The organism is Novosphingobium sp. HII-3 (genome assembly GCF_002916655.1).
GTDB classification, from domain to species: domain Bacteria; phylum Pseudomonadota; class Alphaproteobacteria; order Sphingomonadales; family Sphingomonadaceae; genus Novosphingobium; species Novosphingobium panipatense.
In genome coordinates, this window is record NZ_PPSM01000014.1 from 722,876 (window position 1) to 747,568 (window position 24,693).

20 protein-coding genes are annotated in these 24,693 nt (G+C 64.8%); 14 read left to right on the forward strand and 6 right to left on the reverse strand.

Annotated elements, in window-relative coordinates:
• The first annotated feature begins 16 nt into the window (after positions 1–16).
• Entirely contained in the window at positions 17–1,090 is a 1,074-nt protein-coding gene (gene recA, locus C2R25_RS07275) for a recombinase RecA (protein WP_103728506.1), read from the forward strand.
• Between the two features lie 208 nt (positions 1,091–1,298).
• Positions 1,299–3,947: an alanine--tRNA ligase gene (alaS, locus tag C2R25_RS07280; protein ID WP_103728637.1), complete on the forward strand. Its 2,649-nt coding sequence runs from the start codon at positions 1,299–1,301 to the stop codon at positions 3,945–3,947.
• Positions 3,948–3,972: 25 nt separating this feature from the next.
• Here alaS and C2R25_RS07285 read toward each other — a convergent pair whose 3' ends face one another.
• Positions 3,973–4,935, reverse strand: a complete 963-nt coding sequence (locus C2R25_RS07285; protein WP_103728507.1) for a DMT family transporter — start codon at positions 4,933–4,935, stop codon at positions 3,973–3,975.
• A 95-nt stretch (positions 4,936–5,030) separates the two neighbouring features.
• Here C2R25_RS07285 and C2R25_RS07290 point away from each other — a divergent pair, with 95 nt between their 5' ends.
• The gene (locus tag C2R25_RS07290) at positions 5,031–5,507 is read left to right on the forward strand and encodes an Lrp/AsnC family transcriptional regulator (RefSeq protein ID WP_103728508.1); all 477 of its coding nucleotides are present in this window, start codon (positions 5,031–5,033) and stop codon (positions 5,505–5,507) included.
• 9 nt (positions 5,508–5,516) lie between these two features.
• Here C2R25_RS07290 and C2R25_RS07295 read toward each other — a convergent pair whose 3' ends face one another.
• Positions 5,517–7,289 carry a cation:proton antiporter gene (locus tag C2R25_RS07295; RefSeq protein WP_103728509.1) on the reverse strand — a complete coding sequence of 591 codons (1,773 nt, stop codon included), beginning with the start codon at positions 7,287–7,289 and terminating at the stop codon, positions 5,517–5,519.
• 204 nt (positions 7,290–7,493) lie between these two features.
• On the opposite strand from C2R25_RS07295, the gene C2R25_RS07300 reads away from it, so the two are divergent.
• From C2R25_RS07300 to ligA, 5 genes are all read left to right on the forward strand, one after another.
• Positions 7,494–8,288 carry an outer membrane protein assembly factor BamD gene (locus tag C2R25_RS07300; RefSeq protein WP_103728510.1) on the forward strand — a complete coding sequence of 265 codons (795 nt, stop codon included), beginning with the start codon at positions 7,494–7,496 and terminating at the stop codon, positions 8,286–8,288.
• Positions 8,289–8,695: 407 nt separating this feature from the next.
• Positions 8,696–11,188, forward strand: a complete 2,493-nt coding sequence (locus C2R25_RS07305) for a TonB-dependent receptor (protein WP_103728638.1) — start codon at positions 8,696–8,698, stop codon at positions 11,186–11,188.
• A 123-nt stretch (positions 11,189–11,311) separates the two neighbouring features.
• Positions 11,312–12,976, forward strand: a complete 1,665-nt coding sequence (gene recN, locus C2R25_RS07310) for a DNA repair protein RecN (protein WP_103728511.1) — start codon at positions 11,312–11,314, stop codon at positions 12,974–12,976.
• Between the two features lie 16 nt (positions 12,977–12,992).
• Positions 12,993–13,643: a hypothetical protein gene (locus tag C2R25_RS07315; protein WP_103728639.1), complete on the forward strand. Its 651-nt coding sequence runs from the start codon at positions 12,993–12,995 to the stop codon at positions 13,641–13,643.
• 101 nt (positions 13,644–13,744) lie between these two features.
• Entirely contained in the window at positions 13,745–15,880 is a 2,136-nt protein-coding gene (gene ligA / locus C2R25_RS07320) for an NAD-dependent DNA ligase LigA (RefSeq protein ID WP_103728512.1), read from the forward strand.
• Between the two features lie 72 nt (positions 15,881–15,952).
• Here the strand turns inward: ligA and C2R25_RS07325 are convergent, their stop codons facing one another.
• The 3 genes from C2R25_RS07325 to bla form a co-directional block, all read right to left on the reverse strand.
• Positions 15,953–16,255 carry a DUF1153 domain-containing protein gene (locus C2R25_RS07325; protein ID WP_103728513.1) on the reverse strand — a complete coding sequence of 101 codons (303 nt, stop codon included), beginning with the start codon at positions 16,253–16,255 and terminating at the stop codon, positions 15,953–15,955.
• A 222-nt stretch (positions 16,256–16,477) separates the two neighbouring features.
• On the reverse strand, positions 16,478–17,380 hold the full coding sequence (locus tag C2R25_RS07330) for a 50S ribosomal protein L11 methyltransferase (protein WP_103728514.1): 903 nt from the start codon (positions 17,378–17,380) through the stop codon (positions 16,478–16,480).
• Complete coding sequence (bla, locus tag C2R25_RS07335; protein ID WP_103728515.1) at positions 17,377–18,273, reverse strand: subclass B3 metallo-beta-lactamase; 897 nt, start codon at positions 18,271–18,273, stop codon at positions 17,377–17,379. Before bla ends, C2R25_RS07330 begins: the two co-directional genes overlap by 4 nt.
• Before the next feature lie 148 nt (positions 18,274–18,421).
• On the opposite strand from bla, the gene sdhC reads away from it, so the two are divergent.
• The 6 genes from sdhC (at position 18,422) to C2R25_RS07365 (ending at position 23,950) form a co-directional block, all read left to right on the forward strand.
• Positions 18,422–18,817 (forward strand): succinate dehydrogenase, cytochrome b556 subunit, encoded by a 396-nt coding sequence (gene sdhC / locus C2R25_RS07340; protein WP_103728516.1) that lies wholly within the window; start codon positions 18,422–18,424, stop codon positions 18,815–18,817.
• Positions 18,818–18,828: 11 nt separating this feature from the next.
• Positions 18,829–19,212 (forward strand): succinate dehydrogenase, hydrophobic membrane anchor protein, encoded by a 384-nt coding sequence (gene sdhD / locus C2R25_RS07345; protein ID WP_103728517.1) that lies wholly within the window; start codon positions 18,829–18,831, stop codon positions 19,210–19,212.
• Positions 19,212–21,020, forward strand: a complete 1,809-nt coding sequence (gene sdhA, locus C2R25_RS07350) for a succinate dehydrogenase flavoprotein subunit (RefSeq protein WP_103728518.1) — start codon at positions 19,212–19,214, stop codon at positions 21,018–21,020. The genes sdhD and sdhA overlap by 1 nt, the downstream gene beginning before the upstream one ends.
• A 148-nt stretch (positions 21,021–21,168) precedes the next feature.
• Entirely contained in the window at positions 21,169–21,756 is a 588-nt protein-coding gene (locus C2R25_RS07355; RefSeq protein ID WP_103728519.1) for an HdeD family acid-resistance protein, read from the forward strand.
• 68 nt (positions 21,757–21,824) lie between these two features.
• A complete protein-coding gene (locus C2R25_RS07360) occupies positions 21,825–22,205 on the forward strand; it encodes a BlaI/MecI/CopY family transcriptional regulator (RefSeq protein WP_255400450.1) in 381 nt (126 codons plus the stop codon).
• Complete coding sequence (locus tag C2R25_RS07365) at positions 22,202–23,950, forward strand: M56 family metallopeptidase (RefSeq protein ID WP_103728520.1); 1,749 nt, start codon at positions 22,202–22,204, stop codon at positions 23,948–23,950. Before C2R25_RS07360 ends, C2R25_RS07365 begins: the two co-directional genes overlap by 4 nt.
• 59 nt (positions 23,951–24,009) lie before the next feature.
• Here C2R25_RS07365 and C2R25_RS07370 read toward each other — a convergent pair whose 3' ends face one another.
• Complete coding sequence (locus C2R25_RS07370; RefSeq protein ID WP_103728521.1) at positions 24,010–24,645, reverse strand: hypothetical protein; 636 nt, start codon at positions 24,643–24,645, stop codon at positions 24,010–24,012.
• Positions 24,646–24,693: the final 48 nt, after the last annotated feature.

A 24,693-nucleotide genomic window follows, 5' to 3' on the forward strand; every position in this document is an offset into this window, starting at 1 on the left:
CAGAGAGGGAAGTGACATGGCTGCTCAGCTCAAGCTGATCCAGGAAGGCAAGGACAAGGACTCGATGGACCGTCAAAAAGCGCTCGAAGCAGCGCTCGCGCAGATTGACCGGGCGTTCGGCAAGGGCTCTGCGATGAAGCTGGGCTCGAAGGAAACCATGCAGGTCGAAGCAATCTCGACTGGCTCGCTCGGCCTTGATATCGCGCTGGGCGTTGGCGGCCTGCCGCGTGGCCGCGTAATCGAGATCTATGGGCCGGAAAGCTCGGGCAAGACCACGCTGGCGCTCCACTGCATCGCCGAAGCGCAGAAGACGGGCGGCACCGCCGCGTTCATTGACGCGGAGCACGCGCTGGATCCTGTTTACGCCAAGAAGCTCGGCGTCAACATCGACGAACTGATCGTGTCGCAGCCGGATACCGGTGAACAGGCGCTGGAAATTACCGACACTCTTGTACGCTCCAACGCGATCGACGTGCTGGTGGTGGACTCCGTTGCCGCTCTCGTGCCGCGGGCCGAAATCGAAGGCGAGATGGGCGACAGCCACGTGGGCCTTCAGGCCCGGCTGATGAGCCAGTCGCTTCGCAAGCTGACAGGTTCGATCAGCCGGTCGCGCTGCATGGTGATCTTCATCAACCAGCTGCGCATGAAGATCGGTGTCATGTACGGCAACCCGGAAACGACCACGGGTGGCAATGCGCTCAAGTTCTATGCCTCCGTCCGTCTCGACATCCGTCGCACTGGCGCGATCAAGGATCGGGATGAAGTCGTCGGTAACGCGACACGCGTGAAGATCGTCAAGAACAAGGTCGCTCCGCCTTTCAAGCAGGTCGAATTCGACATCATGTATGGCGAAGGTGTCTCCAAGATCGGCGAAATCCTCGACCTGGGCGTCAAGGCCGGGATCGTGGAGAAGTCTGGCGCCTGGTTCAGCTATGACTCGATCCGCATTGGCCAAGGTCGCGAAAATGCCAAGACCTACCTGAAGTCCAATCCGGACGTGTGCGAGCGTCTCGAAAAGGCCATCCGGGCAAAGACGGACGGGCTGGCCGAAGAAATGATGGTCGGGCCTTCGGAAGAAGACGACGCCTGATCAAGGGCGGAAATATGAAAACGACAACGCCTCGGCAGAAATGCCGGGGCGTTGTTGTATATGCCGTCCGGGCAGTCCGCTGGGGTGCTGCGTGGAACCATACGGAGGTGCCACGCAGCACGGGCCGGACGTGTCATCGCGATTTTCGAACAGTCTGACCGTAGACTTGCGCTTGCCCACCTCGCGCGGGTGGCTTATCGGCCCGAACATGCACACGACCAACGAAATCCGCCGGTCCTTCCTCGACTATTTCGCCAGCAATGGTCACGAGGCCGTCCAGTCCGCGCCGCTCGTTCCTTACAACGATCCGACGCTGATGTTCGTGAACGCCGGTATGGTCCCCTTCAAGAACGTGTTCACAGGGCTGGAAACCCGCGCGGTTCCCCGCGCCACCTCCTCGCAGAAGTGCGTACGTGCCGGCGGCAAGCACAACGACTTGGACAATGTCGGGTACACGGCGCGGCATCACACGTTCTTTGAAATGCTGGGCAACTTCTCATTCGGCGACTATTTCAAGGAACAGGCGATCACACACGCCTGGACTCTGCTCACGAAGGAGTGGGGTCTTCCTGCCGAAAAGCTGCTCGTCACCGTCTATCACACCGACGATGAAGCGTTCGATCTGTGGAAGAAGATCGCGGGGTTGCCGGAGAGCAAGATTATCCGGATCGCCACCAAGGACAACTTCTGGGCCATGGGTGACGAAGGCCCTTGTGGCCCGTGCTCCGAGATCTTCTTCGATCACGGAGATCACATCTGGGGCGGCCCTCCCGGCTCGCCCGAGGAAGACGGCGACCGCTTCATCGAGATCTGGAACCTCGTGTTCATGCAGTTCGAGCAGGCGGCCGGGGAGATTGTCGGCAATCTTCCCAAGCCCTCCATCGACACCGGCATGGGGCTCGAGCGCATTTCGGCCGTCATGCAGGGCGTGCACGACAACTACGACATTGATACTTTCAAGGCTCTGATTTCAGCGTCCGAAAGCCTGACCGGCGTCGCCGCGCAAGGCGAGAGCCGGGCCAGCCACCGTGTCATCGCCGACCACCTGCGTTCCACCAGTTTCCTGCTGGCGGACGGCGTGCTGCCTTCGAACGAAGGCCGCGGCTATGTGCTTCGTCGCATCATGCGCCGGGCCATGCGCCACGCCCATCTGCTGGGCGCGAAGGATCCGCTGATGCATCGCCTGGTGCCGGCACTGGTGGCCGAAATGGGCCAGGCCTATCCCGAACTCGGTCGTGCGCAGCCGCTGATCGAGGAGACGCTGGAGCGCGAGGAGGTGCAATTCCGCCGCACTCTTTCCAACGGCCTGCGCCTGCTCGACGAGGCGACGGCCGACATGAACGAGGGTGGTGAGCTGCCGGGTGAAACGGCCTTCAAGCTCTATGACACCTACGGTTTTCCCTATGACCTGACCGAGGATGCGCTGCGTTCGCGCGGGATCGGCGTTGACAAGGCCGGGTTCGACGCCGCCATGGCGCAGCAGAAGGCCGCCGCGCGCGCGGCGTGGAAGGGCTCTGGCCAGGCCGCGGACAGCGAAGTCTGGTTCGACATCGCGGAGCGCGAAGGCGCGAGCGAGTTCACCGGCTACACGTCCACGACCGGCGAAGGCCAGGTGGTGGCCCTTGTGAAAGACGGCAGGGAAGTGGCGGCAGCCGAAGCGGGCGAACAGGTCGTCGTGCTGACCAACCAGACGCCCTTCTATGGGGAATCCGGTGGACAGGAAGGCGACCGGGGCGAGATCCTGGGTGCCAACGGTCTCAGGATCGCGGTCGTGGATACTTCAAAGCCGCTCGGGCGCCTTCATGCGATGAGCGGCATCGTCGAATCGGGCACCATCCAGGTCGGTGATGCAGTTCATCTGGCCGTCGACGTGGAGCGCCGCGATGCGGTTCGCGCGAACCACTCGGCCACGCACCTGCTCCATGCGGCGCTGCGAAACCGCCTTGGCGGCCATGTGACGCAGAAGGGTTCGCTCGTTGCCGCCGATCGCCTGCGCTTCGACTTTTCACATCCCAAGGCGCTGACGGAAGACGACATCTCCGCGATCGAGGCGGAAGTGAACGCCGAAATCCGCGCGAACGAGCAGGTGCTTACGCGGCTCATGACCCCGGACGACGCGATCGCGGCGGGTGCCATGGCTCTTTTCGGCGAGAAGTATGGGGATGAGGTTCGTGTGCTCTCCATGGGGCGCAGCTCGAGTGAGCGTACATACTCGGTAGAGCTTTGCGGCGGCACCCATGTGCGCGCCACGGGTGACATCGGCCTGTTTCGCATCGTTTCAGAGAGCGCGGTCTCCTCAGGGGTACGGCGTATCGAGGCGATGACGGGCGAAGGGGCCCGGCAGTGGCTCATTGGCCGCGAAAACGCATTGAAGAACGCGGCGGGCCTGCTGCGGACGACGCCTGAAGAGGTGGAAGCACGAGTCGCCGCCTTGCTGGACGAGCGCCGAAAGCTGGAACGCGAATTGGCGGATGCCAAGAAGGCGCTGGCCCTCGGTGGCGGTTCGGCTCAGGCCGAGGCGGCTGACGAAGAGGTCAACGGTATCAAGTTCTCAGGGCAGGTCCTGCAGGGGCTGGATCCCAAGGAGCTGCGTGGGCTGCTGGATCAGGCGAAGCAGCGGCTCGGCTCGGGCGTGGCCGTTGCCATCGCCGTGAACGACGGCAAGGCGAGCGTTGCCGCCGCCGTCACGGACGATCTCACCGCTCGGGTCAGCGCTGTCGATCTCGTGCGCAAGGGGGTCGAGACGCTCGGCGGCAAGGGCGGTGGCGGCCGCGCCGACATGGCCCAGGGCGGCGGGCCGGACGGCAGCAAGGCGGCTGACGCTCTGGCATCGGTGAAGGCGTTGCTGGCCGGCTGACGCGGCGCCGCAAAGGCAGCCCGCGTCAGACGAGCGAGGGGCGTCGGTGCGCTGAAAGGCAGCTGACGACCCCGGCCGTAATCAGCCCGAAGGCGCCAACCTCAAGCGCCGCCGGAAGGCGACCTTCCCAAGCGAAGGCATAAAGCAGCGCGAACAGCGTTTCGAACAGGATCATCTGCCCGACCAGCGTGAGGGGCAGCAGCCGGCTCGCTCGGTTCCACAAGGCGTTGCCAAGGATGGAGGCCAGCAGGGCAACGCCGGTCGAGGTGCCGGCCAGCACCAGCCATTCGGCCGCCGGCCGGCTCCAGTCATCCATGAAGACCGATATAGGCACGAGCAGCATGGCAAGGCCGCCGGTGAGGAGACCGGTAAGCAGGTTCCACTCATGCACGGAGAGCCGCGTTCGGGAGAGGCAGCGCACGTTGGCGACGGCGAACGTGGTCCACGATGCAAGCGCGCAGACGGCGTAACCAAGGCCGAGAAGGCGATCCGCCGTGGCGGCGGACGAGGGCGCTGCGAGAGCCTGCCACCCGATACAGACGCCGCCCGCCACGCAGAGCAGAAGCGAAGGCAGCAAACGGGTGAGTGGAACGGCGCCGTGGTCTCGGCTGCCGATCACGGTGACGAGCACGGGAAGGAAGCCCATCACCAGCGAGGTGAGCGCGGCACCTCCCGATTGCACCGCGGCGGCAAGGAAGATGTAGTAGACGATGTTCCCGGTGAGCGCGAGCCAGGCGAGACTGAGCCATTCCCGCCGCTTCAGCGCTGCAAGGACGGCGCGCAGCCGGGGCGCGATCAGTGCAACGGACGCCGCACCATAGCACAGGTAGCGCCCGATCGAGAGCTGCAGCGGCCCGAACCCCGCCGCGAGTTCGGGAGCAAGGAAGACCAGCCCCCACAAGGCCCCCGCGCCGGCTCCCGCCAGCACGCCGCGAACGGTCGCACCGGCGGAGGATGAGGCGCCAATATGTTCGACAGAAGTGGCCATGTCTGCTTTCCACCGGAAGGACACCGAGCGATTACACGGATGTGATCGGGTTTTGCGCTCTTGATTTACCCCCTGATTGCAACAATCACTCGGTTATGCCGCGCAAACCTGACGATATCGATGCCTTCGACCGTGCCATTCTGCGTATCCTGCAGCGCGACAACAAGACGCCGCAGCGCACGATCGCAGAAGCTGTCAATCTTTCGGCCGCTGCGGTGCAGCGCCGTATCGCGGCGATGGAAAAATCCGGTGTCATTGCTGCCAACGTGGCGATCGTGGATCCGGAGGCGCTGTCGCTGGGCGTGACGGCGGTTGTGGAAGTCTTCCTTCGCGATGAGCGCACGGCCAGCATCGATCGCGCCAAGACGCTGTTCCGAGGGACGCCGGAGGTACAGCAATGCTACTATACGACCGGCGGCACCAGCTTCGTACTGATCATCGTCACGGCGGACATGCGGGCGTACGAAGCCCTGACGCGCCGCCTGTTCTCGGACCACGAATGGGTCGCGAGCTTCCGTACACTGGTGGCGCTCGATCGCGTGAAGAGCGGGGCCGAGCTGCTCGTTCCGTGAAGGGCGGACTTAGGCGGACTGGCGCAGTTGCCCGGTCTTCAGCGACGGCTTCTCGGCCAGGCCACCCTCCTCCATAATCATCTGGCGGAACTCGTCCCTCTTCTCGTGAATGGAGGCGATGACCGGTCCCATGGCCACGCCGGTTTCAACCAGCGCGGCTTCGGACAGCTGGAGTGAGCTTTCCAGTGTCTCCGGCACCGCATAGCTCGCCCCTGCGCGGTAGAGCTGCGCGGCGTGGTCGGCGTCGCGGGCGCGGGCGAGGATCGGCAGGTCCGGAAACTGCATGCGCAATTTGCGCACGATGCGCTGGGCGGTAACCGGCTCGTCCATTGTAAGGATGACCGCTGCCGAATCGGCTGCTCCCAGGCGCAGGAGCGCGTCTCCACGTCCAGCGTTCCCGAACGCCACCGAGTAACCGAGCCGTCTTCCCTGCGCGACAAGATCGGCGTCGCTGTCGATCGCGAGATAGGGGCGGCCGTGACGCGTCAGCATATCGGCCACCAGATGACCCACGCGGCCAAACCCCACGATCAGCGTGGGCGGCTTTGTCTGGTCTTCGGGCGGCCGGTGAGGCGTTTCGGCGCGGTCGACCCGCTTTGCCATGACCTTGCCGAGCATGGCGAGCAGAGGGGTCACCATCAGGCCCAACGCTGTCACGATCTGCCAGAACTGCGCGGTCCCCGGCTGGATCAGCTGCGCAGTCGCGGCCGCCGTGAGCACGATCAGCGTGGTCTCCGATGGGCTCGACATGAGAATGCCGGCCTCCATCGCGGTGCCGCGACGGGCCCCCATGACGCGCAGCATGACGCCGGTGACGAAAGCCTTGAGCAGGATCACGGCCACGGTGGCGATGACGATCGAGGCGAGATTCTCCCACACCACGGCAAGGTCGATGCTCATGCCGATGGTGATGAGGAACACGCCGAGAGCAAGGCCCTTGAAGGGCTCGGTAATCTGTTCGACCTCTGAGTGATACTCGGTCTCAGCGATCAGCAGGCCCGCGACAAGGGCGCCGACGATCGGCGAAAGTCCGGCTGCGGCCGTTGCCAGAGACGCGACGATCACGACCAGCAGACTCGCGGCTAGGAAAAGCTCAGGGCTCTTGGTCCGGGCCGCCTGCGCGAACAGCGGCGGCAGGAGATAGCGGCCGAAGAACAGAAGGCCGACGATGACAATCGTGCCCCACAGCAGGGTGTCGAGCAGAGCGTTCACGCCGCCCCCCGCACTCGGCCCGAGGGCGCCCAGAAGGAAGATGATCGGAACGAGGGCGATGTCCTCCAGCAGGAGCATGGCCAGCGCAGCCTTGCCAACCGATGTCGTCGCCTCCGTGATCTTGAGGACCAGCGCGGTCGAGGAGAGGGCAAGGGCAAGGCCCAGAGCCAGGGCACCGGAAAAGCTCTGCCCGATCGCCGCAAGGATAAAGGTCAGGGACGCAGAAATGACCACGAGTTCAAGCGACCCGAGGCCGAACACCATCCGGCGCATGTCCCACAGGCGCGCGAAGGACAGTTCCAGGCCGATGGAAAACAGAAGCAGGATGATGCCGAACTCGGCGAAGATTTCCAGACCTTCGGGATCGGTGATGGTGATGTAGTGAAGCCCGGGGTGGTCGAATACCAGGCGACCGAGGCCGAACGGCCCCACCAGAAGCCCCACCAGGATGAAGCCGATGACCGGCGTGATGCGGAAACGATTGAAAACCGGGATGACGATGCCCGCTGCACCCAGGATCACCAGGGCGTCGGACATGACGGGAGAATAGAGGTCGTGGCTGCCGGACATTCTTGGCAGACTAGGGCAGCGTCGCCTTCTAGGAAACGGCAAGTTTCCCGGTTTTTTGATCTGCCCGCCTCGACTGCCGCCTTCCCGCCGAGGGCGAAGCGGGGTCGGAGGGACGAACAGACTCGGGACATTTCCCTGCTCGCTGTTCCCGGTCTGCGCAACTTCACTTGGCGTTCAGCAAAGCGCTGGCTATAGACCCGTCCCATGACCGCACGCTCGTCGCTCAAGACCGCCTTTCTCATCGCCGCCGCAGGGGCGATCGTTCTCACTGCCGGATGCGGCGGACGCGCCAAAAGCCGCGACACCGCTTACGTGGCACGTGACGTGGATACGCTTTACGCGGCTGCGCAGGAGCGCCTCAACACGGGTCGCACGCGACAGGCGGCAGCGCTGTTCGACGAAGTCGAGCGTCAGCATCCCTATTCGCCGTGGGCGCGCCGCGCCCAGCTGATGAGCGCGTTCAGCTATTACGCCGCACGCGACTACAACAAGGCTATCCAATCCGCGCAGCGCTTCCTGTCGATCCATCCCGGCAACAAGGATGCGCCCTACGCATATTATCTCATCGCGATCTGCTACTATGAACAGATCAGCGACGTGACCCGCGATCAGAAGGCGACGGAGCAGGCCAAGCAGGCGCTCACCGACGTGATGCGTCGCTACCCCGGCACGACGTATGCGCGCGACGCACAGCTCAAGATCGACCTTGTGAACGATCACCTCGCGGGCAAGGAGATGACCATTGGTCGTTCCTACGAACGCAGCGGCAAGTGGCTCGCCGCGACGCTGCGCTTCCGCAATGTGGTCGATAATTTCCAGACCACCAGCCATACGCCCGAGGCGCTGTACCGTCTGGTTGAGGGCTATCTCTCTCTGGGGATCCCGGAAGAGGCGCAGAAGGCCGCTGCAGTTCTGGAAGAGAACTATCCCCGCAGCTCGTGGTACGCCCGTGCCTACAAGCTGATGGCCAAGCACGCGCCGGAAAACGTCGCGGCGTGATCGAGACGCGCGGTTCAGCCGCGCGAATCATCCTCAAGAGCGCTTGATCCTCGCGGGTTTACCGCATCACGCCGGGCTTGCCTGAAGCCGCGGTGTGAAAGCGCGTGCCTGCTTCCTGTCACGAACTGGAATGCAGTTGCGCTTTAGGGCGCGATAGCTGAAATCTATTGTCTACCTCGTGGCTTGAGATATAAGGCTCAACAGCGCAGAACGAGGGAGACGGCAACAGGGGGGCGCATAGGCGCGCTTCCTGATTTCCCCCTCTCACATCAGTCCGGCCCGGCATTCGACCACGAAGCCGCGGATCCGGACAGCGCGCCATACCTGCCGGCCCGGAGGGGGCGGCCGAACAGCAGGTGCAAACCGGACAGCCGGATGCATTCAATTCCCTGACAAAGGATTTGAACATGACTTCGTTTGTCCGCAGCATTCTGCTTGCCACGACCACTCTTGCGTCCGCGGCTACCGGTATCGCGCCGGCCCGCGCCGACATCATGGAACCAACTGCCACGGCGGCCGCTGCCACCGTCGCTGCCGAAGCACCGAAGGAAAGCCCCAGCTCCGTAGGGACCGGGGCCAGCGACCGAAGCGGCGAAATCTTCGTCACTGCCCGACGCCGGCAGGAATCGAGCCAGGACGTTCCCGTCGCCATCTCAGTCGTTGGCGGCGAACACATCGACGCCACGGGATCGTTCAACGTCGGCCGCCTGCAGCAGCTGACGCCCACGCTCCAGTTCTACTCCTCGAATCCGCGCAACACGGCGGTCAACATCCGCGGACTGGGCGTGCCTTTCGGGTTGACCAACGATGGCATCGAGCAGGGCGTCGGCATCTATGTGGACGATGTCTACAACTCGCGCGTGGCTTCCGCGACTTTCGACTTCCTTGACGTCGCGCAGGTCGAGGTGCTGCGCGGTCCGCAAGGTACACTTTACGGCAAGAACACCACGGCAGGCGCCATCAACATCACAACGAACCAGCCTGCCTTCGATTTCGAAGGAAGGGTGGAAGTTTCGCTCGGCAACTACAACTTCAAGCAGGCCAAGGCGGCGATCTCCGGCCCCTTGAGTGAAACCGTGGCGGCGCGCCTCGCGATCTCCACCACGGACCGGCGTGGCACCATCTACAATGTCACCACCAGCCAGTGGATCCAGAGCCAGGACAATCTGGGACTTCGCGGACAGCTGCTGTGGACGCCGACCGAGACGCTGGACATTACGCTTGCCGGCGATTTCAGCGCGCAGGACGCCAACTGCTGCGGATCGGTCTACGTCCGGACGGGGGCAACCCAGCGCGCGCTCAACCGACAGTTCGAGGCTCTAGCGGCGGCGCAGGGTTACGCGCCCGTTAGCCGCGACCCCTTCGATCGCAGGACCGATCTCGACACGCCGCTGCAGGCCGAGAACAAGATCGGCGGCGCCTCTTTGCGTGTGAAGTGGGAGGTGGGGCCCGGTACGCTGTCGTCCATCACGGCATGGCGGTTCTGGGACTGGGACCCGTCGAACGACCGTGACTTCACGGGCCTGCCGATCGTCAGCAAGTCGCAGAACCCCTCGCAGCAGGACCAGTACACACAGGAGCTGCGGTACAACTACAGCAGCGACGCGATCGACTTCGTCGTGGGCGCCTTCGGGTTCTACCAGCGCATCGACACGCAAGGCACCGAGGAACATGGCGCCGCGTCGAGCCGCTGGAGCATAGCCCCGTCGAACCCGCTGTCGAACGATCCGGCGACGCTGAACGGGCTGGTTGCCTACAACACCCAGTACCTCAAGAACACCAGCGCCGCGCTCTACGGGCAGCTGAGCTGGCACGTGACGCCGGAACTCACCCTGCAGCCGGGCGTCCGCCTGAACTACGACAAGAAGGAAGGTTTCTATCAGCGGCGGGTGTTCGACGCCGCCGGCAACGAAGTGCTGGCGACCCGCACCCCCACCGCGTTGCAGGCGGCGCAGCTGGCGATCTTCACGCCGCAGGAAATCTCCCCAAGCTTCAGCGACTGGAACTTCAGCTACGACTTTACCGCCAGCTACAAGGTCGCGCCGGACGTGCTGGTCTATGCCACCTACGCAAAGTCCTTCAAGTCGGGCGGCATCAATCAGAACGGCGTGCCGCTTGCACAGGACAACGTGACGCCTCTCTACGATGTGGCGACCGTAAAGCCCGAATCGGTCCACCACTACGAGGCAGGGCTCAAGACGCAGTTCTGGGATCGGAAGGCGACCTTCAATCTCTCGATCTTCCGGACGGACATCAAGAACTACCAGGCGAACGTGAACAACGGCCAGTTCGGCGTCCTTCGCGGCTATCTCGCCAATGCCGGTGCGGTGCGATCGCAGGGCGTTGAGGTGGATTTCTCGATCCGTCCCAGCGAGCGGTTCAACGCCTATGCCAACGGTGCCTACACGGACGCCACGTACCGCAAGTTCGTAGATGCGCCGTGCCCGCCTGAGCTTTCCGGCGGTACGACCGCGCAAGCGGGCCAGGTTCCGGCGGCTCCGGGCACGCCCGGCCTCAGCCCCGCGAACTGCGACATCTCCGGAGAGCGTCTCCCCGGCATCTCGGAGTGGTCGTTTTCGTTCGGCGCGGAGGCGAACAGGCCGGTGTCGCTTCTGGGTCGCGAGGGCGAGGTCTACTTCGGCTATGATGGCAGTGTCCGCACGAACTTCTCGTCCAATCCCAGCCCCTCGGCCTATACCTGGATCGACGGCTACAGCCTGCACAACTTCCGGGCGGGTTTCCGGACCGAGGGCGGCTTCGATGTCTACGCCTGGGTGCGCAACGCCTTCGACGAGGACTACTTCGAGCAGCTCTTCGTCGGACCGGGCAACACCGGCCTCATCGCCGGTCTTCCGGGCGATCCCCGGACCTGGGGCTTCACGATCAAGTCGAACTTCTGAAGATCGCCGAAGGCACGGGTGGAGCTTCGACTCCGCCCGTCGCGTCACTTTCCACGACTGCACACACAAGGTCGCGAAGCGGGGTGACGAGGCTTTCGCCATCCGCTAGAACGCTTGGCGAACATGCTCAGTCGGCTTTCCATCCGTAACATCGTCCTGATCGAGGCTCTCGATCTTGATTTCGCCCGAGGGCTCGGCGTGCTGACCGGCGAAACGGGTGCGGGTAAATCGATTCTCCTCGATGCCCTGGGACTCGTGCTGGGAAACCGAGCCGACAGCGGCCTCGTGCGCGGGGGAGAGGACCGTGCGAGCGTGACGGCCAGCTTCGACGTTTCCGCGCTGCCTGCATCGGTCCTGACCGTGATCGACGAGGCGGGGCTGGAGCTTGAACCCGGTGAACCGCTCATCCTCAAACGGCAGCTTCGTGCCGATGGCGGGTCGAAGGCCTTCCTCAACGATCAGAGCGTAAGTGTCGCTTTGCTTCGCGAAATCGCTCCCGCGCTGGTGGAGATCCATGGGCAGCACGATGATCGCGGGCTCGTCAACGCCCGCGGGCACCGCGCCTTGCTGGATCGGTTCGCCGGTGGTGAAGTGGTCGAGGTCGAGGCGGCGTGGAAGGCGTGGCGCGCGGCGCAGGACGTGCTCGATCTCGCCCGGGATCGTGTGTTGCGGGCCGCCGAGGATCAGGACCTGCTGCTGGCGCATCTGGCCGAACTCACCCAGCTTGCCCCCGAAGCGGGGGAGGAGGAGTTGCTCGCGAACGCACGGGCGGACATGCAGAAGGGGGAGAAGCTGGCGGATGACCTGGCCGCGCTGCAGCACCTCTGGAGTGGGTCCGATTCGGCGCTCGCGAACTTGCGCGGTGCGGCGCGTCGGCTGGACCGCATCGCAGGTGAGCATGAGCTTCTGGGAGAAGCGCTCGCGGCGCTGGACCGCGCGGTGATCGAAGCCGGAGAGGCTGAGGACAAGCTGGAACGCGCGGCAGAAGCGCTCGCCTTCGATCCGGCCGAACTGGACCGGATCGAGACGCGCTTGTTCGACCTGCGCGCCGCCGCCCGCAAGCACGGCTGCCAGGTGGACGATCTTCCGGTGAAGATGGCCGAGATGCGGGCAGCTCTCGACGATATCGAGGGCGGGAACGAGCATATCGTCGAGCTGGAGAAGGCCGCGCAGAAGGCGGGTCTGGCCTATAGGGAAAAGGCGGGCGCGCTGCATGACGTGCGCCGCGCAGCGGCGCGTCGGCTCGACGCCGCGGTAGCGGCCGAACTGGCGCCCTTGAAGCTCGACGCGGCCCGTTTCCGGACCTCGGTCGTGCGGCTGCCGGAGGAGCGTTGGAGTGCCTCGGGAATGGATGCGGTAGAGTTTCTCATCAGCACCAACCCGGGCTCGGACTTCGCGCCTCTGGGCAAGATCGCCAGTGGCGGAGAGCTTTCGCGCTTCATTCTCGCGTTGAAGGTGGCGCTCGCGGAAGAGGGCGGCGCCGCGACTGTAATCTTCGACGAAATCGACCGCGGCGTCGGCGGCGCCGTGGCCGACGCCATTGGCGAGCGGCTGGCCCGCCTGGCGGCGAACGGGCAGCTTCTGGCCGTGACTCACTCTCCGCAGGTCGCGGCACGGGGAGATCGCCATTACATGATCGCGAAATCGAGCCAGGGAACGGTCACGCGCACCTCCGTCACCCCGTTGAGCGCCGCCGAGCGGAAGGAAGAAATCGCCCGCATGCTCTCCGGGGCCGAAGTGACCGACGAAGCGCGTGCACAGGCCGACCGACTCCTCGTCCGGGCCTGAAACGAAGGAATACCTTGTGACGGATGACGTAACAGCCGCTTACCGGCGCGATGGCTATGCGCCGCTTCCCGCTTTCCTGCCCAGGGAGGTGGCCAACGGCTTCATGGCCCGGATGCAGGCGGACCTTCGCCAGCAAGGTGTCAGCCTGGAACAGCTTCGCCGGGAAGGACCGCTGCTGAGGCAGGCCGCCAGTGAGATCTACGGGTTTCACTATGCGCCGCTGGCCACGTTTCACTGGGGTATGACGCCCGCCATAGAACGGCTGGTGGGCGAGCCGATCCTGCCCACGTACGCCTATTTCCGGCTCTATCGGGGCGGAGACATCTGCCGCGTGCACGGGGATCGCTATGCCTGCGAGCATTCGCTCTCGTTGACGCTGGCCTACTTGCATGACCGGCCCTGGGCCCTCGAAGTTGCATCGCAGCGGGTCGAGAGGCCTTACGAACGCGCGGACGCCGGTTTCGGTGCGGAGGAGGCGACGGGCTCGGTCGCCATGAACGCGGGCGACGCCGTGCTGTACCAGGGTGTCCATCATCACCACGGTCGCACGACTCCCAATCCGAACGACTGGTCTGCTCACGTGTTTCTACATTGGGTCGGGCGCGAAGGGCCTTATGCCGGCGAAGCCTTCGACAAGCAGATGCCGCCGCAACGCGTCATCATCTAAGCGGGGCGCCCCGCCCGTAGCAGACGATACTTCCCGTTCTTGCCGTCTGCAGGCTAGAGCGCGACAAAGGCCATGCGCCACCACACCCGGACTTCTCGACAATGACTGACACCCTCCCTTCCGAAGCTGAAGCCGCCAACGAACTGATGCGCCTCGCGCGGCAGATCAACCGGGCGAACAGGCTCTACCATGTCGAGGATGCGCCGGAGATCGCGGACGCGGAGTACGACGCTCTGGTCCGCCGCAACGCCGCGCTTGAGGCGGCTTACCCCCACCTCGTTCGTGCGGATTCGCCCACCAACAAGGTGGGACACGAAGTCAGTGCATCGCCGCTTGGCAAAGTGACGCACGCCGTGCGGATGATGAGCCTCGACAACGCCTTCAGCGATGAGGAAGTGGCAGAGTTTCTTGCCCGCGTTCGCCGGTTCCTCTCCCTCCCGGCCGATGCCCCGCTTGCCGTCACGGCGGAGGACAAGATCGATGGGCTGTCCTGCTCCCTGCGCTACGAGCACGGCAGGCTTGTTCGCGCTGCGACGCGCGGGGACGGGCAGGTGGGTGAGGATGTCACGCCCAACGTCGCGCACATCGCCGACATCGTGCAGGAACTGCGGGGCGACGATGTTCCAGACGTCTTCGAGGTGCGCGGCGAGGTCTACATGGAGAAGGCTGCGTTTCTCGCACTCAACGCCCAGCTGATGGACGACGCGCGCGCCCTGGCGGATGCGCGGGGGGAGGCGTTCGACGACACGAAGGTCCGCCAATTCGCCAATCCCCGCAACGCTGCCGCAGGGTCGCTGCGGCAGAAAGATGCCGCCGTCACGGCGAAGCGACCCTTGCGGTTCTGGGCCCACGGCTGGGGCGCGGTGAGCGCGGTGCCGGGCGAAACGCAGCATGAGGTGATCCGTCGGATCGAGCGGTGGGGGCTGCCGGTCTCGCCGCAGTTCCGCCTGTGCAATTCACTTGAAGAGATGCTCGAGGCCTATCGTGCCATCCGCGACGCGCGGGCCGCCCTGCCGTTCGAGATCGACGGCGTGGTGTACAAGGTCGACAGGCTCGATCTGCAGCAGCGGCTCGGATTCGTGGCGAAAGCGCCGCGCTGGGGATTGGCGCACAAGTTCCCTGCCGAACGTGCGGAAACCGTGCTCGAAGCCATCGACATACAGGTCGGCCGCACGGGCAAGTTGACTCCGGTCGGTCGTCTCAAGCCCGTGCTTGTCGGAGGCGTGACCGTGACGAACGTCACCCTGCATAACCGAGACGAGATCGCGCGGCTCGGTGTGCGGCCGGGGGACCGCGTCGTTCTGCAGCGCGCCGGCGACGTTATTCCACAGGTTGTGGATAACCTCACCCGCGAGGTGGCGCGTGATCCCTATACCTTCCCGGATCATTGCCCGCAGTGCGGGTCCGAGGCCGTTGCGGCCGAGGGGGAGGTGGACGTCCGTTGCACCGGGGGCCTCGTGTGCCCGGCGCAACGCACGGAGCGCCTGAAACACTTCGTTAGCCGCGCCGCCCTCGACATCGAAGGGCTGGGCGAGAAGACCATCGAGGAGTTTTTTGCCAGGGGCTGGCTCGAGAGCCCGGCGGACATTTTCCGTCTGCGTCGGCGGAGGCAGGATATCCTTGCCCTCGAAGGCTGGAAGGACAAGTCTGTGGACAACCTGTTGGCAGCTGTGGAAAGCAAGCGGCAGCCTGATGCGGCCCGGCTTCTTTTCGGACTTGGCATTCGCCACGTGGGGGCCGTCACCGCCCGCGACCTCATGAAGCGCGCCGTCACTTTGCCGCAGCTGCGCGCCCTTGCGGAACAGGCGCATGTGAAGGACGGCGAAGCGGCCGCGCACGATGCCAGTGACGCCTATGCCGAACTCGTATCGATTGACGGCGTCGGGCCCGTGGTGGTGGAGGCGCTGGGCGACTTCTTCCACGAGGAGCACAACCGGCAGGTCTGGGACGACCTGCTGAGCGAAGTTTCTCCGCCCCCTTACATCGTCGAGACGCTGGAAAGCCCGGTCTCCGGGAAACTCGTGGTCTTTACGGGCAAGCTGGAGACAATGAGCCGCGATGAGGCCAAGGCTCAGGCGGAGCGGCTGGGCGCCAAGGCGGCCGGTTCCGTGTCACCGAAGACGGATCTGGTCGTCGCCGGACCAGGTGCGGGATCGAAACTGAAGAAGGCGGCCGAATTGGGCATCGAAGTGATCGACGAAGCCGCCTGGGCCGAGATCGTCAGGACGGCCGACTAGAGGCGGCATAGCCGACACGGCGGAGCCAGCCAGCACGGCGCCACGGGCAGGGGGCGCCCGTGGCGTGAAGCCTTAGCTGAAACGACCGCGCCGCTCATGAACCTGGCGGTAATGCTGCACCCGCGTGGCGCGCAGGCCCGCCATACCCTCCCTCTCGACAGAGCGCTGCCAGGAGGCGAACTCTTCCAGCGTCAGGCCATAGCGCTCGCACGCCTCGGCGATCGAAAGCAGGCCGCCGTTCACCGCTGCAACGACCTCTGCCTTGCGCCGCACCACCCAGCGCGAGGTGTTGGGAGGCGGCAGGTTCTCGTCGCTTAGCGGCTCCCCGAGCGGCCCGATCACCACGGACGGGCGCTCGGTCTTGATATCTTCCATGGCTGGTGCCTTTCGAGTGGTGGCGGCCAACCCCCTGTCGGCGACCAACATCGCCGCAATTATTTAAACGCGAAACACCGAATTTGGTTAATGTCCGTTTACGTTCAAACCCGTGCCGTCCCGTCTTTGGCAGGGTGGCCGCCAGATCGATCGAGGTCATCCTTTCGATTCAGGACCGCCTCTCCGGGAGCCCTCGGCTCGGGTGCTCCGATGCGGATGAAATCAAGCGGGTCGCTTGCGCAGCCACAAGATGGACCAGTCCCCGTTGACCATCCGCGCGGCGAGGCGCAGCCCCGCCTTACGGCAGGCTGCACGCACGGCCGCCTCCTGCGTCTCCAGCAAGCCTGCCAGCAGCAGGTGCCCGCCGGGCACAAGGGCCTTGCCGAAGTCGGGAGCAAGCGAAACGAGCGGCCCCGCGAGGATATTGGCGAGGATGAGGTCGTAAGGCCCTCGTGCTTCAAGGACGGGATGGGCCATTCCGTTCGCGACCGTCATCACCAGTTCGCCCGGACGCGCGCCTATCGCCACGCCGTTGGCGGCTGCGTTATCCTCCACCACACCCACGCAGACAGCGTCGATATCGCTGGCCGTCGCGAGGGCGCGGGGCCACAAGGCAAGCGCCGCGAAGGCGAGCAGGCCGGTTCCGGTTCCGATATCGGCGCAGTTGCGAATCACGAGCCCCTGCGCCTTCATGTGCGTGAGCATGGCAAGGCAGCCGGCGGTGGTGGCATGATGCCCGGTGCCGAACGCCTGACTGGCCGGGATCACGAAGTCGACGACGGCGGGATCTTCAGACGCGGGATGGTCAGGCGTGTGGACATGGAAACGCCCGGCGCGGATGGGCTCCAGCCCTTCCTGGCTGGCGACGAGCCAGTCCGTGTCCGGCAGTTCCTCGATGAGGAGATCAGGCCTCTCTTCCGCGAACAGCGCCAGGATGGCCTGCTTATCCCTGCTGGTGGGCTTTCGATCGAGCCAGGCTTCGAGTTGCCAGTCGTCCGGTTGGTCCTCCGCAACCTCGCGTCCGGACAGGACGATCTCCGGATCCCAGTCCCAAGCGTCTTCATGAGCGACAAGCGCGCCCTCGATAGTGGGACGGGGGGCGAATGCGGTAACTTTCCAGCTCACTTGCGGCCCTCATCGGAAAGGCGGTCTTCAAATCGCACTTGCGCAGCCTTGGCGTAAGCGCGGCAGGCGCTGGCATCCGACAGGGGTTTGCGGCCTGCGAAGCGCTCCATCATTGCGCTTTGGCCGGGATGGGGCGTCAGGAGGATGTCGCAGGGAAGGCCGGCCATGACCGGCAGCCCGCGCCGGATCTGCGCCACGCGGGCGGGGTGATCGCTGAACCGGTATCCATCGGCGGAGATCGTGGAGGAGCTGTCGGCGTACGTGATCGTGCGGCAGTTGCCTGCGCCTGCGCAGGATCGCCATGTCCAGCTTGTCGAGCCCGGCGCGTGGACGGGTGTCGCATGGGCGGTCAGGGCGATGGAGCCGACGGCCACCGTGTCTGCGTCCTTCAGCGTACGGGCGACGACTGCGGGCGCGATAGGGTCAAGGACGGCAAACTGGGGATCATCCCTGTGGGGGCGGCCGCTTTCCAGGGCCGCCTTCTGCGTTGCCAGTGCGGCTATCCTTGCACCTGTGGCCTTCTGAAGCGCCGCGAGCGCTCCGACGTGATCGAAATGTTCGTGGCTGGTCACGATCCAGCGGATGTCCCTGGGGTCGATGCCGGCGCGACGGATGCTGGAGAGCACCAGGGGCGCAGCCGTGGGCACGCCGGCGTCGACGAGCACGTGGCCCTCTTTCCCGGTCACCAGGATGGCGGAGATGCCGCACGTGCCTACGTAGAAGGTGTTGCCGAATATGCGGGCAGGCGGAGCCGGGGCGTCCCACGCGTCGTTTCCGGCGCAGGCCTGCGCAAGGGCAGGGAGCGAACCTGTGTCCGGCGTCGCTCCGTATGCGGCATGGGAAGCCAGAGCCGAAGCGATCCCCAGGCCGGCGATAAATAGACTGCGATTCATGAGCGCTCCTTTAGAGCGCGGGTTTAGCAGTGACCAGTCCGGCGAGGGCATGGGTGCGATACCCTTGCACCGTGGCTCGATTTGTCTAAGGGGGCTTGCATGAGGGCAGTTCATGACACTGCCGCAGGCAAGGGGATTCGTAAGCGCCATGGCAAATGCCGGGACCAAGAACCGTCCGCTCTCGCCGCACCTCCAGATCTGGAAGTGGGGCCCGCACATGTTCGTGTCGATCCTGCATCGCATCACCGGCGATGGCATGGCCCTTGTAGGCCTCGGTGTGCTGTTGTGGTGGCTCGGAGCGCTCGCGGGAGGCCCTGCTTCCTACGCGACGTTCGCCTGGGCCATGACGACGCCGATCGGCTACCTGGTGCTCGTGGGCATATCGTGGGCTTTCTTCTCGCACATGTGCAGCGGTCTTCGCCACCTCGTGCTGGACACCGGCGCAGGTTACGAGCTCAAGGTCAACAAGACCTGGGCCACCATCTGCCCGATCGCGGGCGTGCTGCTGACCATCGCCTTCTGGGCGATCCTGCTGCTTCGCTGAGGTAAGGAAACATGGGTAACGGAACCTCCATCGGTCGCGTACGCGGCCTCGGCTCGGCCAAGGGCGGCGTGCATCACTGGCTGGTGCACCGCTTCACGGCTCTCAGCAACCTGCTGACTGTCCTCTTCCTCGTGGTGTCGATCCTGCTGTTGCCTGACATGTCGTACGGCACGGTGGTCGAGTGGATCTCGCGGCCCGTCCCGGCGGTGATGATCATCCTGCTGGTGGTCTCGGTCTTCTGGCACGCCCGGCTCGGTCTCCAGATCCTCATCGAAGACTACGTCCACGACGCGAACAAGCTGTTCCTGCTGATCGCGCTTAACCTGGCCGCCATCGGCGGCGGCGCCTTCGGCGTCTTCTGCGTCATTCGCCTCGCGCTGGGAGCTCACGCATAATGTCCGCGCCCGCATACAAGATCATCGACCACACTTACGACACCGTCGTCGTCGGCGCCGGCGGTTCGGGCCTGCGCGCCACCATGGGTTCGGCCGAAGCCGGCCTGAGGACGGCGTGCATCACCAAAGTGTTCCCGACCCGCTCGCACACCGTGGCGGCGCAGGGCGGCATTGCCGCCAGCCTCAAGAACAACACGCCCGACCACTGGACCTGGCACATGTACGACACCGTCAAGGGGTCGGACTGGCTGGGTGACCAGGATGCGATCGAGTACATGGTGCGCGAGGCTCCGGCTGCGGTCTACGAACTGGAGCACGCAGGCGTGCCCTTCAGCCGCAACGCGGACGGTACGATCTACCAGCGCCCCTTCGGCGGCCACATGCAGAACATGGGCGAAGGCCCGCCGGTACAGCGTACTTGCGCGGCTGCCGACCGTACCGGCCACGCCATGCTTCATGCGCTGTACCAGCAGTCGCTGAAGTATGCGGCGGACTTCTTCATCGAATACTTCGCGATCGACCTGATCATGGAGAACGGGAAGTGCGTCGGCGTGATCGCGCTGTGCATGGACGACGGCACGATCCACCGCTTCCGCGCGCAGGCTGTGGTGCTGGCCACCGGCGGCTATGGCCGCTGCTACTTCACCGCGACCTCGGCCCATACCTGCACCGGCGACGGCGGCGGCATGGTGCTGCGTGCCGGCCTGCCGCTGCAGGACATGGAGTTCGTGCAGTTCCATCCGACCGGCATCTACGGCGCCGGCGTCCTCATCACCGAGGGCGCTCGCGGCGAAGGCGGCTACCTGACCAACTCCGAAGGTGAGCGCTTCATGGAGCGCTATGCACCGTCGGCCAAGGACCTTGCCAGCCGCGACGTTGTCTCGCGCTCGATGGCGATGGAGATCCGCGAAGGCCGCGGCGTCGGTCCGCACAAGGACCATATCTACCTGCACCTCGATCACATCGATCCCAAGGTTCTGGCGGAGCGCCTGCCCGGCATCACCGAGAGCGGCAAGATCTTCGCAGGCGTGGACCTCACGCGCCAGCCGCTGCCGGTGGTCCCCACGGTCCACTACAACATGGGCGGCATTCCCACGAACTACCACGGCGAAGTCATGACCATCGGTCCTGACGGCAACCCCGAAACGGTCGTTCCGGGTCTCTTCGCAGTGGGCGAGGCGGCCTGCGTCTCGGTCCACGGAGCGAACCGTCTGGGCTCGAACTCGCTGATCGATCTCGTGGTGTTCGGCCGTGCTACCGGCCACCGCCTCAAGGAACTGCTGACGCCCGAAGCCAAGCAGCCGGAACTGCCGAAGGACTCGGCAGACCTGGCCCTTACGCGCCTCGACCACTTCCGTCACGCCAAGGGCGGTTCCTCCACGGCGGAAATCCGCACCGAGATGCAGCGCACCATGTCGCTGCACGCGGCGGTGTTCCGCACCGACGAGCTGATGGTCGAAGGCAAGGAAAAGCTTGCGCAGACTTATCAGCGGATGAACGATATCAGCGTCAGCGACCGTGGCCTGATCTGGAACTCCGACCTCGTCGAGACGATGGAGCTGGACAACCTGATCTCGCAGGCGACCGTGACGCTTCATAGCGCACAGAACCGCAAGGAAAGCCGCGGCGCACACGCGCATGAGGACTTCCCGAACCGGGACGATGCGGAGTGGATGAAGCACACCGCAACTTGGTTCAACGGCTGGGGCGGCAAGGGCGGCGAGGTCCGCATCGACTACCGTCCGGTCCACGAATACACGCTCACGGACGATGTCGAGTACATCAAGCCCAAGGCACGCGTGTACTGATACGGCATTTCGCCGCATTGCGGTGAACGAGAGGAGGGCGGCGTAGCGGCAAGGCTACGCCGCCCTTTTTCCTTTTTTTGGCTGAACGGACCGGGAGCGGGCAACTTCCAGATGGCTCGGGCATTGGGTTGTCCAGAAAGGACCGGTCATGGAACGCACCGAACCAGATCCGCTGCTCACTCCAGACGTGGGGCATGATCCCGTCGTCCGCCAGATCGAGAGGACGCCCGGCAGTTCGTGGGGCTGGGTGATGGCCTATGGTCTGCTGCTCCTGCTGGTGGCGCTGATCGTCCTTGTGAACCCGCTGGTGTCGGGCGTCGCGACAGGGCTGCTTCTGGGTATCGCGCTGGTGGTTTGCGGCGTGGCGGCTTTGGCCGCTGGCTGGACCGCCCTGTCCAGGCGCGCCCGATGGACAGAGCTGCTGCTGGGCATTCTCGCTCTTCTCGCGGGGGTATTTGCAATTGCGAACCCGGTGGCCGGGGCACTTTCACTCGTCGTCGCGATCGGCTTCTGGCTGATCCTGTCGGGCGTGTTCCAGATTGCCTTCGCCGTTCGCGTGCGGGAGGATCGCGGTTGGCGGCTTCTGCTTGGCGGTCTGGACGTTGTGCTGGGGTTCATTCTCCTGCTCTCCGGCGCCTGGGTCGGCCTTGCTTTTCTAGCGACCTTGGTGGCGATCAGCTTCATCGTGCGCGGGGTATTCCTCATCCAGCTGGCGCTTGCCCTCCGCAAAGCCTGACCAACCATTCATCTGCCGTTCACAATTACAGATGTAGTCGATTACATCTGTCAACATTGGAGCGGTGCGTGGACGCAGAGTTGCCCGAGCGGATTTCCGAAGCCGAACACGCGGTGATGGAGGCGCTTTGGGATGAAAGTCCCCTTACGGCCCAGGATGTCTGCAAGCGGGTCTGCGAGACCCGGGACTGGAGCCTGCCAACTGTCAAGACGCTGCTCTCGCGTCTGGTGGCGAAGCGGGCGCTCGACACCGAGGCTGATGGCAAGCGGTTCCTGTACACGCCGCGCATCCGGCGCGCGGATTATGTAGGCGCGGAAAGCCGCCGTCTCGTCGATCGCCTGTTCGGCGGACGAGCAGCGCCTCTGTTTGCACACCTCGCCGAGAGCGAGGCTCTTACGGACGACGACATAGCTGAAATCGAAGCCCTTCTGAGGGAGCTGAAGTCATGATCGATTGGCTTACCGATACGCTCGTCGCGACGGGTGTGCTCATGGGTCTGGTACTGGCTGTCCGGCGACCGGTCGTGCGGTGGTTCGGGCCGGGCGCGGCCTACGCCCTCTGGGCCTTGCCGATGATACGGCTTGTCATCCCGCCCCTGGTGGTGCGCCCGGAATTCGTTCCGCATTTCGACCTTGCGCTCGATACTGTCGAGGTGGGGCGGGGCGGCGGGCCGGAGGGGGAGGTTTCGTCTGTGGCAGGAACGCTGCCTATGACGGGCACACTGGCTGAGGGCATTGCCACACCCGTCGCAGAGCCCTCGTTCTGGTCTCAGGTGGACTTCGGCGCCATCGTCGCCGGTGTCTGGCTGAGCGGTGCTGCAGCCTTCATCATCTGGCGGGCTTTGACCTATCGCGGAATGCGCCGCGATCTGCTGGAAGGCGCGAAGCTGGTCGCCCGGGCCGACGCTGTCCGCATCGTCGAGACGCCGGCGGTGCGTGCGCCGCTCGCGTTCGGCATATTCGACAAGGTCATCGTGCTTCCGCAAGGCTTCCTCGCCGACGCCGACTGCGAAATATCGGATTTCGTCATCGCGCACGAGTTGGAGCACCACAAGGGCAATGACCTGCTTGCCCTCATACTCATGCAGCCGCTGTTCGCGCTGCACTGGTTCAATCCCCTTGGCTGGTCGGCCTGGCGAGCCGTTCGCGCGGACCAGGAGGCGTTCTGCGATTCACGCGTGATGCTTGGTCGCAGTCGGGCGGAGAAGGCGCGTTACGGCCGCCTGATTGCTTCCATGACAGGCGATGCCCGGTTGAGCCTGGCTGCACCTATGGCGGGGCCGCTGTCATCGGGGAAGCCGATCATCCAGCGCCTGAAGGCGCTCGCCGCCAAGGAAGTCCCGATGACGCGGCGCATTCTCGGCCGCAGCCTCTTCGCGGCCGCCGTCATCGGGGTGCCGGCAACCGCGACTGTCAGCGAGGCGGAAGCGGAGGATCCGGGACTGGCCATGGGCGCTCGCTTCAGTTCGGACGCTGACCCGGCCGTCGCCGCTCCCGACGCGACGATGCCCGCTCGCGAGGCCGGAGCGATCCCTACGGGAGAGGCCGTTGCTGCGCCGCAATCCGTACCGCCCGTCGTGCCGGAGCTTCCGCGGCACTACCGTGCGAACGGCGTTCCCGTGGCCCCTGTTCCTCCGCTGCCTCCTGTTCCTCCTGTTCCTCCTGTTCCTCCGGTTCCTCCTGTGCCGCCTGTTCCGGCCGCGCGAGGCATCCACATGGAGGCCGAGGCATCGCTGAAAGCGGCGCGCATGGCCGGGGAGCAGCAGGAACAAGCCCAGCGGCAGGCCACGGCCGCACTGAGGCGCGCGTCCCATTCGCTCGACTATGCCTTAAAGGCGCAAGGTTACGCTCTGCAAGCTCGGGCGCGAGCGCCGCGCGTCGAGGAAACCGTTTCGGCTGACGGCAGGAAGCGCTCCCTCAGCATCGTCCAGCAGGATGGCGGCCGGACCCTCCACAGGACGATGGTCGTGGATGAGGATTGCCCCGCCGACGGCGCCCGGCATACGCACACCCCATCACCTAACAGGAATGAGATGATCATCTGCACAGGTGAGCCGAAGGCCGCCCGGGTGGCTGTCCTTCAGGGCCTGCGCCTTGCCCGTGCCTCCATCGCTGCAGACAGGGCGCTCGCCTCAACCATACGGGCGGAAATCGTGGCCGATCTGGATAAGGAACTGGCGGAAGCCAGGCGCTGACGTCGGGGAGCCCGGGATGAGCCCTCCCGCGTTAGCAAAATGACGGACCGCCAAGGGAATCAGTTTTTGGGCGCGGGTTGCTTCGCCTCCGGTTCCGACTTGTACGCGATCTCATCTCCGGACGCGGTTTTCTTGCGTGACTTGGATTTCGTTTCCGCTGCCTTCATCTCAGTCAGCCGCGCCTGAACAACGCTGGCGGGTGCGGGGGATGCCGGGTATCTGCACCCCATCGTCTTCCCAACGCCTTTAAGGAAGCCCCGGCGCGTCAGGCCGGCCTGGATTGCCGCATTCACCTTGCGGTCCTGGGCATTGGCACCTGAGACTTCGCGTATCAGCCCCCGGAATGGAATGAACGACGCGACTACCCACTTGCCGACGCGGCCGGCGCTGATGCGGTCCCGCTCGCTGGCGGGAAGATCGATGTCGGGGCCGAGAATCTCGTCGAGTTCCTGAATGGCCCCGGCGATCTGCCTGCATTTGCCAAGCCCCTCCAGCGAATAAGGCTCGGTCGAGGCCTTGATCAGCAGCGGCGGTATCTCATCGTCGCGGCCTACGTTGAGGTCCGTGATCGGCGTCTTGGCCACATCCATGGCGTCCGGGTCGCGCGAAGTGATCGGCTTGTCGTCCTGACTGGCCATGGCCGGCGTGATCATCATTCCGGCCACCACGGCAGCGCTTAGCCATCTGCGGCTCATTCCCTGTTCTCCTTCGGAAGCCGAAGACTACGGCTTCAATATCCTGTG

Coding starts and splice junctions, on each gene's coding strand:
- recA (WP_103728506.1), top strand. CDS start 17: ATGGCTGCTCAGCTCAAGCTGATCCAGGAAGGCAAGGACAAGGACTCG.
- alaS (WP_103728637.1), top strand. CDS start 1,299: ATGCACACGACCAACGAAATCCGCCGGTCCTTCCTCGACTATTTCGCC.
- C2R25_RS07285 (WP_103728507.1), bottom strand. CDS start 4,935: ATGGCCACTTCTGTCGAACATATTGGCGCCTCATCCTCCGCCGGTGCG.
- C2R25_RS07290 (WP_103728508.1), top strand. CDS start 5,031: ATGCCGCGCAAACCTGACGATATCGATGCCTTCGACCGTGCCATTCTG.
- C2R25_RS07295 (WP_103728509.1), bottom strand. CDS start 7,289: ATGTCCGGCAGCCACGACCTCTATTCTCCCGTCATGTCCGACGCCCTG.
- C2R25_RS07300 (WP_103728510.1), top strand. CDS start 7,494: ATGACCGCACGCTCGTCGCTCAAGACCGCCTTTCTCATCGCCGCCGCA.
- C2R25_RS07305 (WP_103728638.1), top strand. CDS start 8,696: ATGACTTCGTTTGTCCGCAGCATTCTGCTTGCCACGACCACTCTTGCG.
- recN (WP_103728511.1), top strand. CDS start 11,312: ATGCTCAGTCGGCTTTCCATCCGTAACATCGTCCTGATCGAGGCTCTC.
- ligA (WP_103728512.1), top strand. CDS start 13,745: ATGACTGACACCCTCCCTTCCGAAGCTGAAGCCGCCAACGAACTGATG.
- C2R25_RS07325 (WP_103728513.1), bottom strand. CDS start 16,255: ATGGAAGATATCAAGACCGAGCGCCCGTCCGTGGTGATCGGGCCGCTC.
- bla (WP_103728515.1), bottom strand. CDS start 18,273: ATGAATCGCAGTCTATTTATCGCCGGCCTGGGGATCGCTTCGGCTCTG.
- sdhC (WP_103728516.1), top strand. CDS start 18,422: ATGGCAAATGCCGGGACCAAGAACCGTCCGCTCTCGCCGCACCTCCAG.
- sdhD (WP_103728517.1), top strand. CDS start 18,829: ATGGGTAACGGAACCTCCATCGGTCGCGTACGCGGCCTCGGCTCGGCC.
- sdhA (WP_103728518.1), top strand. CDS start 19,212: ATGTCCGCGCCCGCATACAAGATCATCGACCACACTTACGACACCGTC.
- C2R25_RS07355 (WP_103728519.1), top strand. CDS start 21,169: ATGGAACGCACCGAACCAGATCCGCTGCTCACTCCAGACGTGGGGCAT.
- C2R25_RS07365 (WP_103728520.1), top strand. CDS start 22,202: ATGATCGATTGGCTTACCGATACGCTCGTCGCGACGGGTGTGCTCATG.
- C2R25_RS07370 (WP_103728521.1), bottom strand. CDS start 24,645: ATGAGCCGCAGATGGCTAAGCGCTGCCGTGGTGGCCGGAATGATGATC.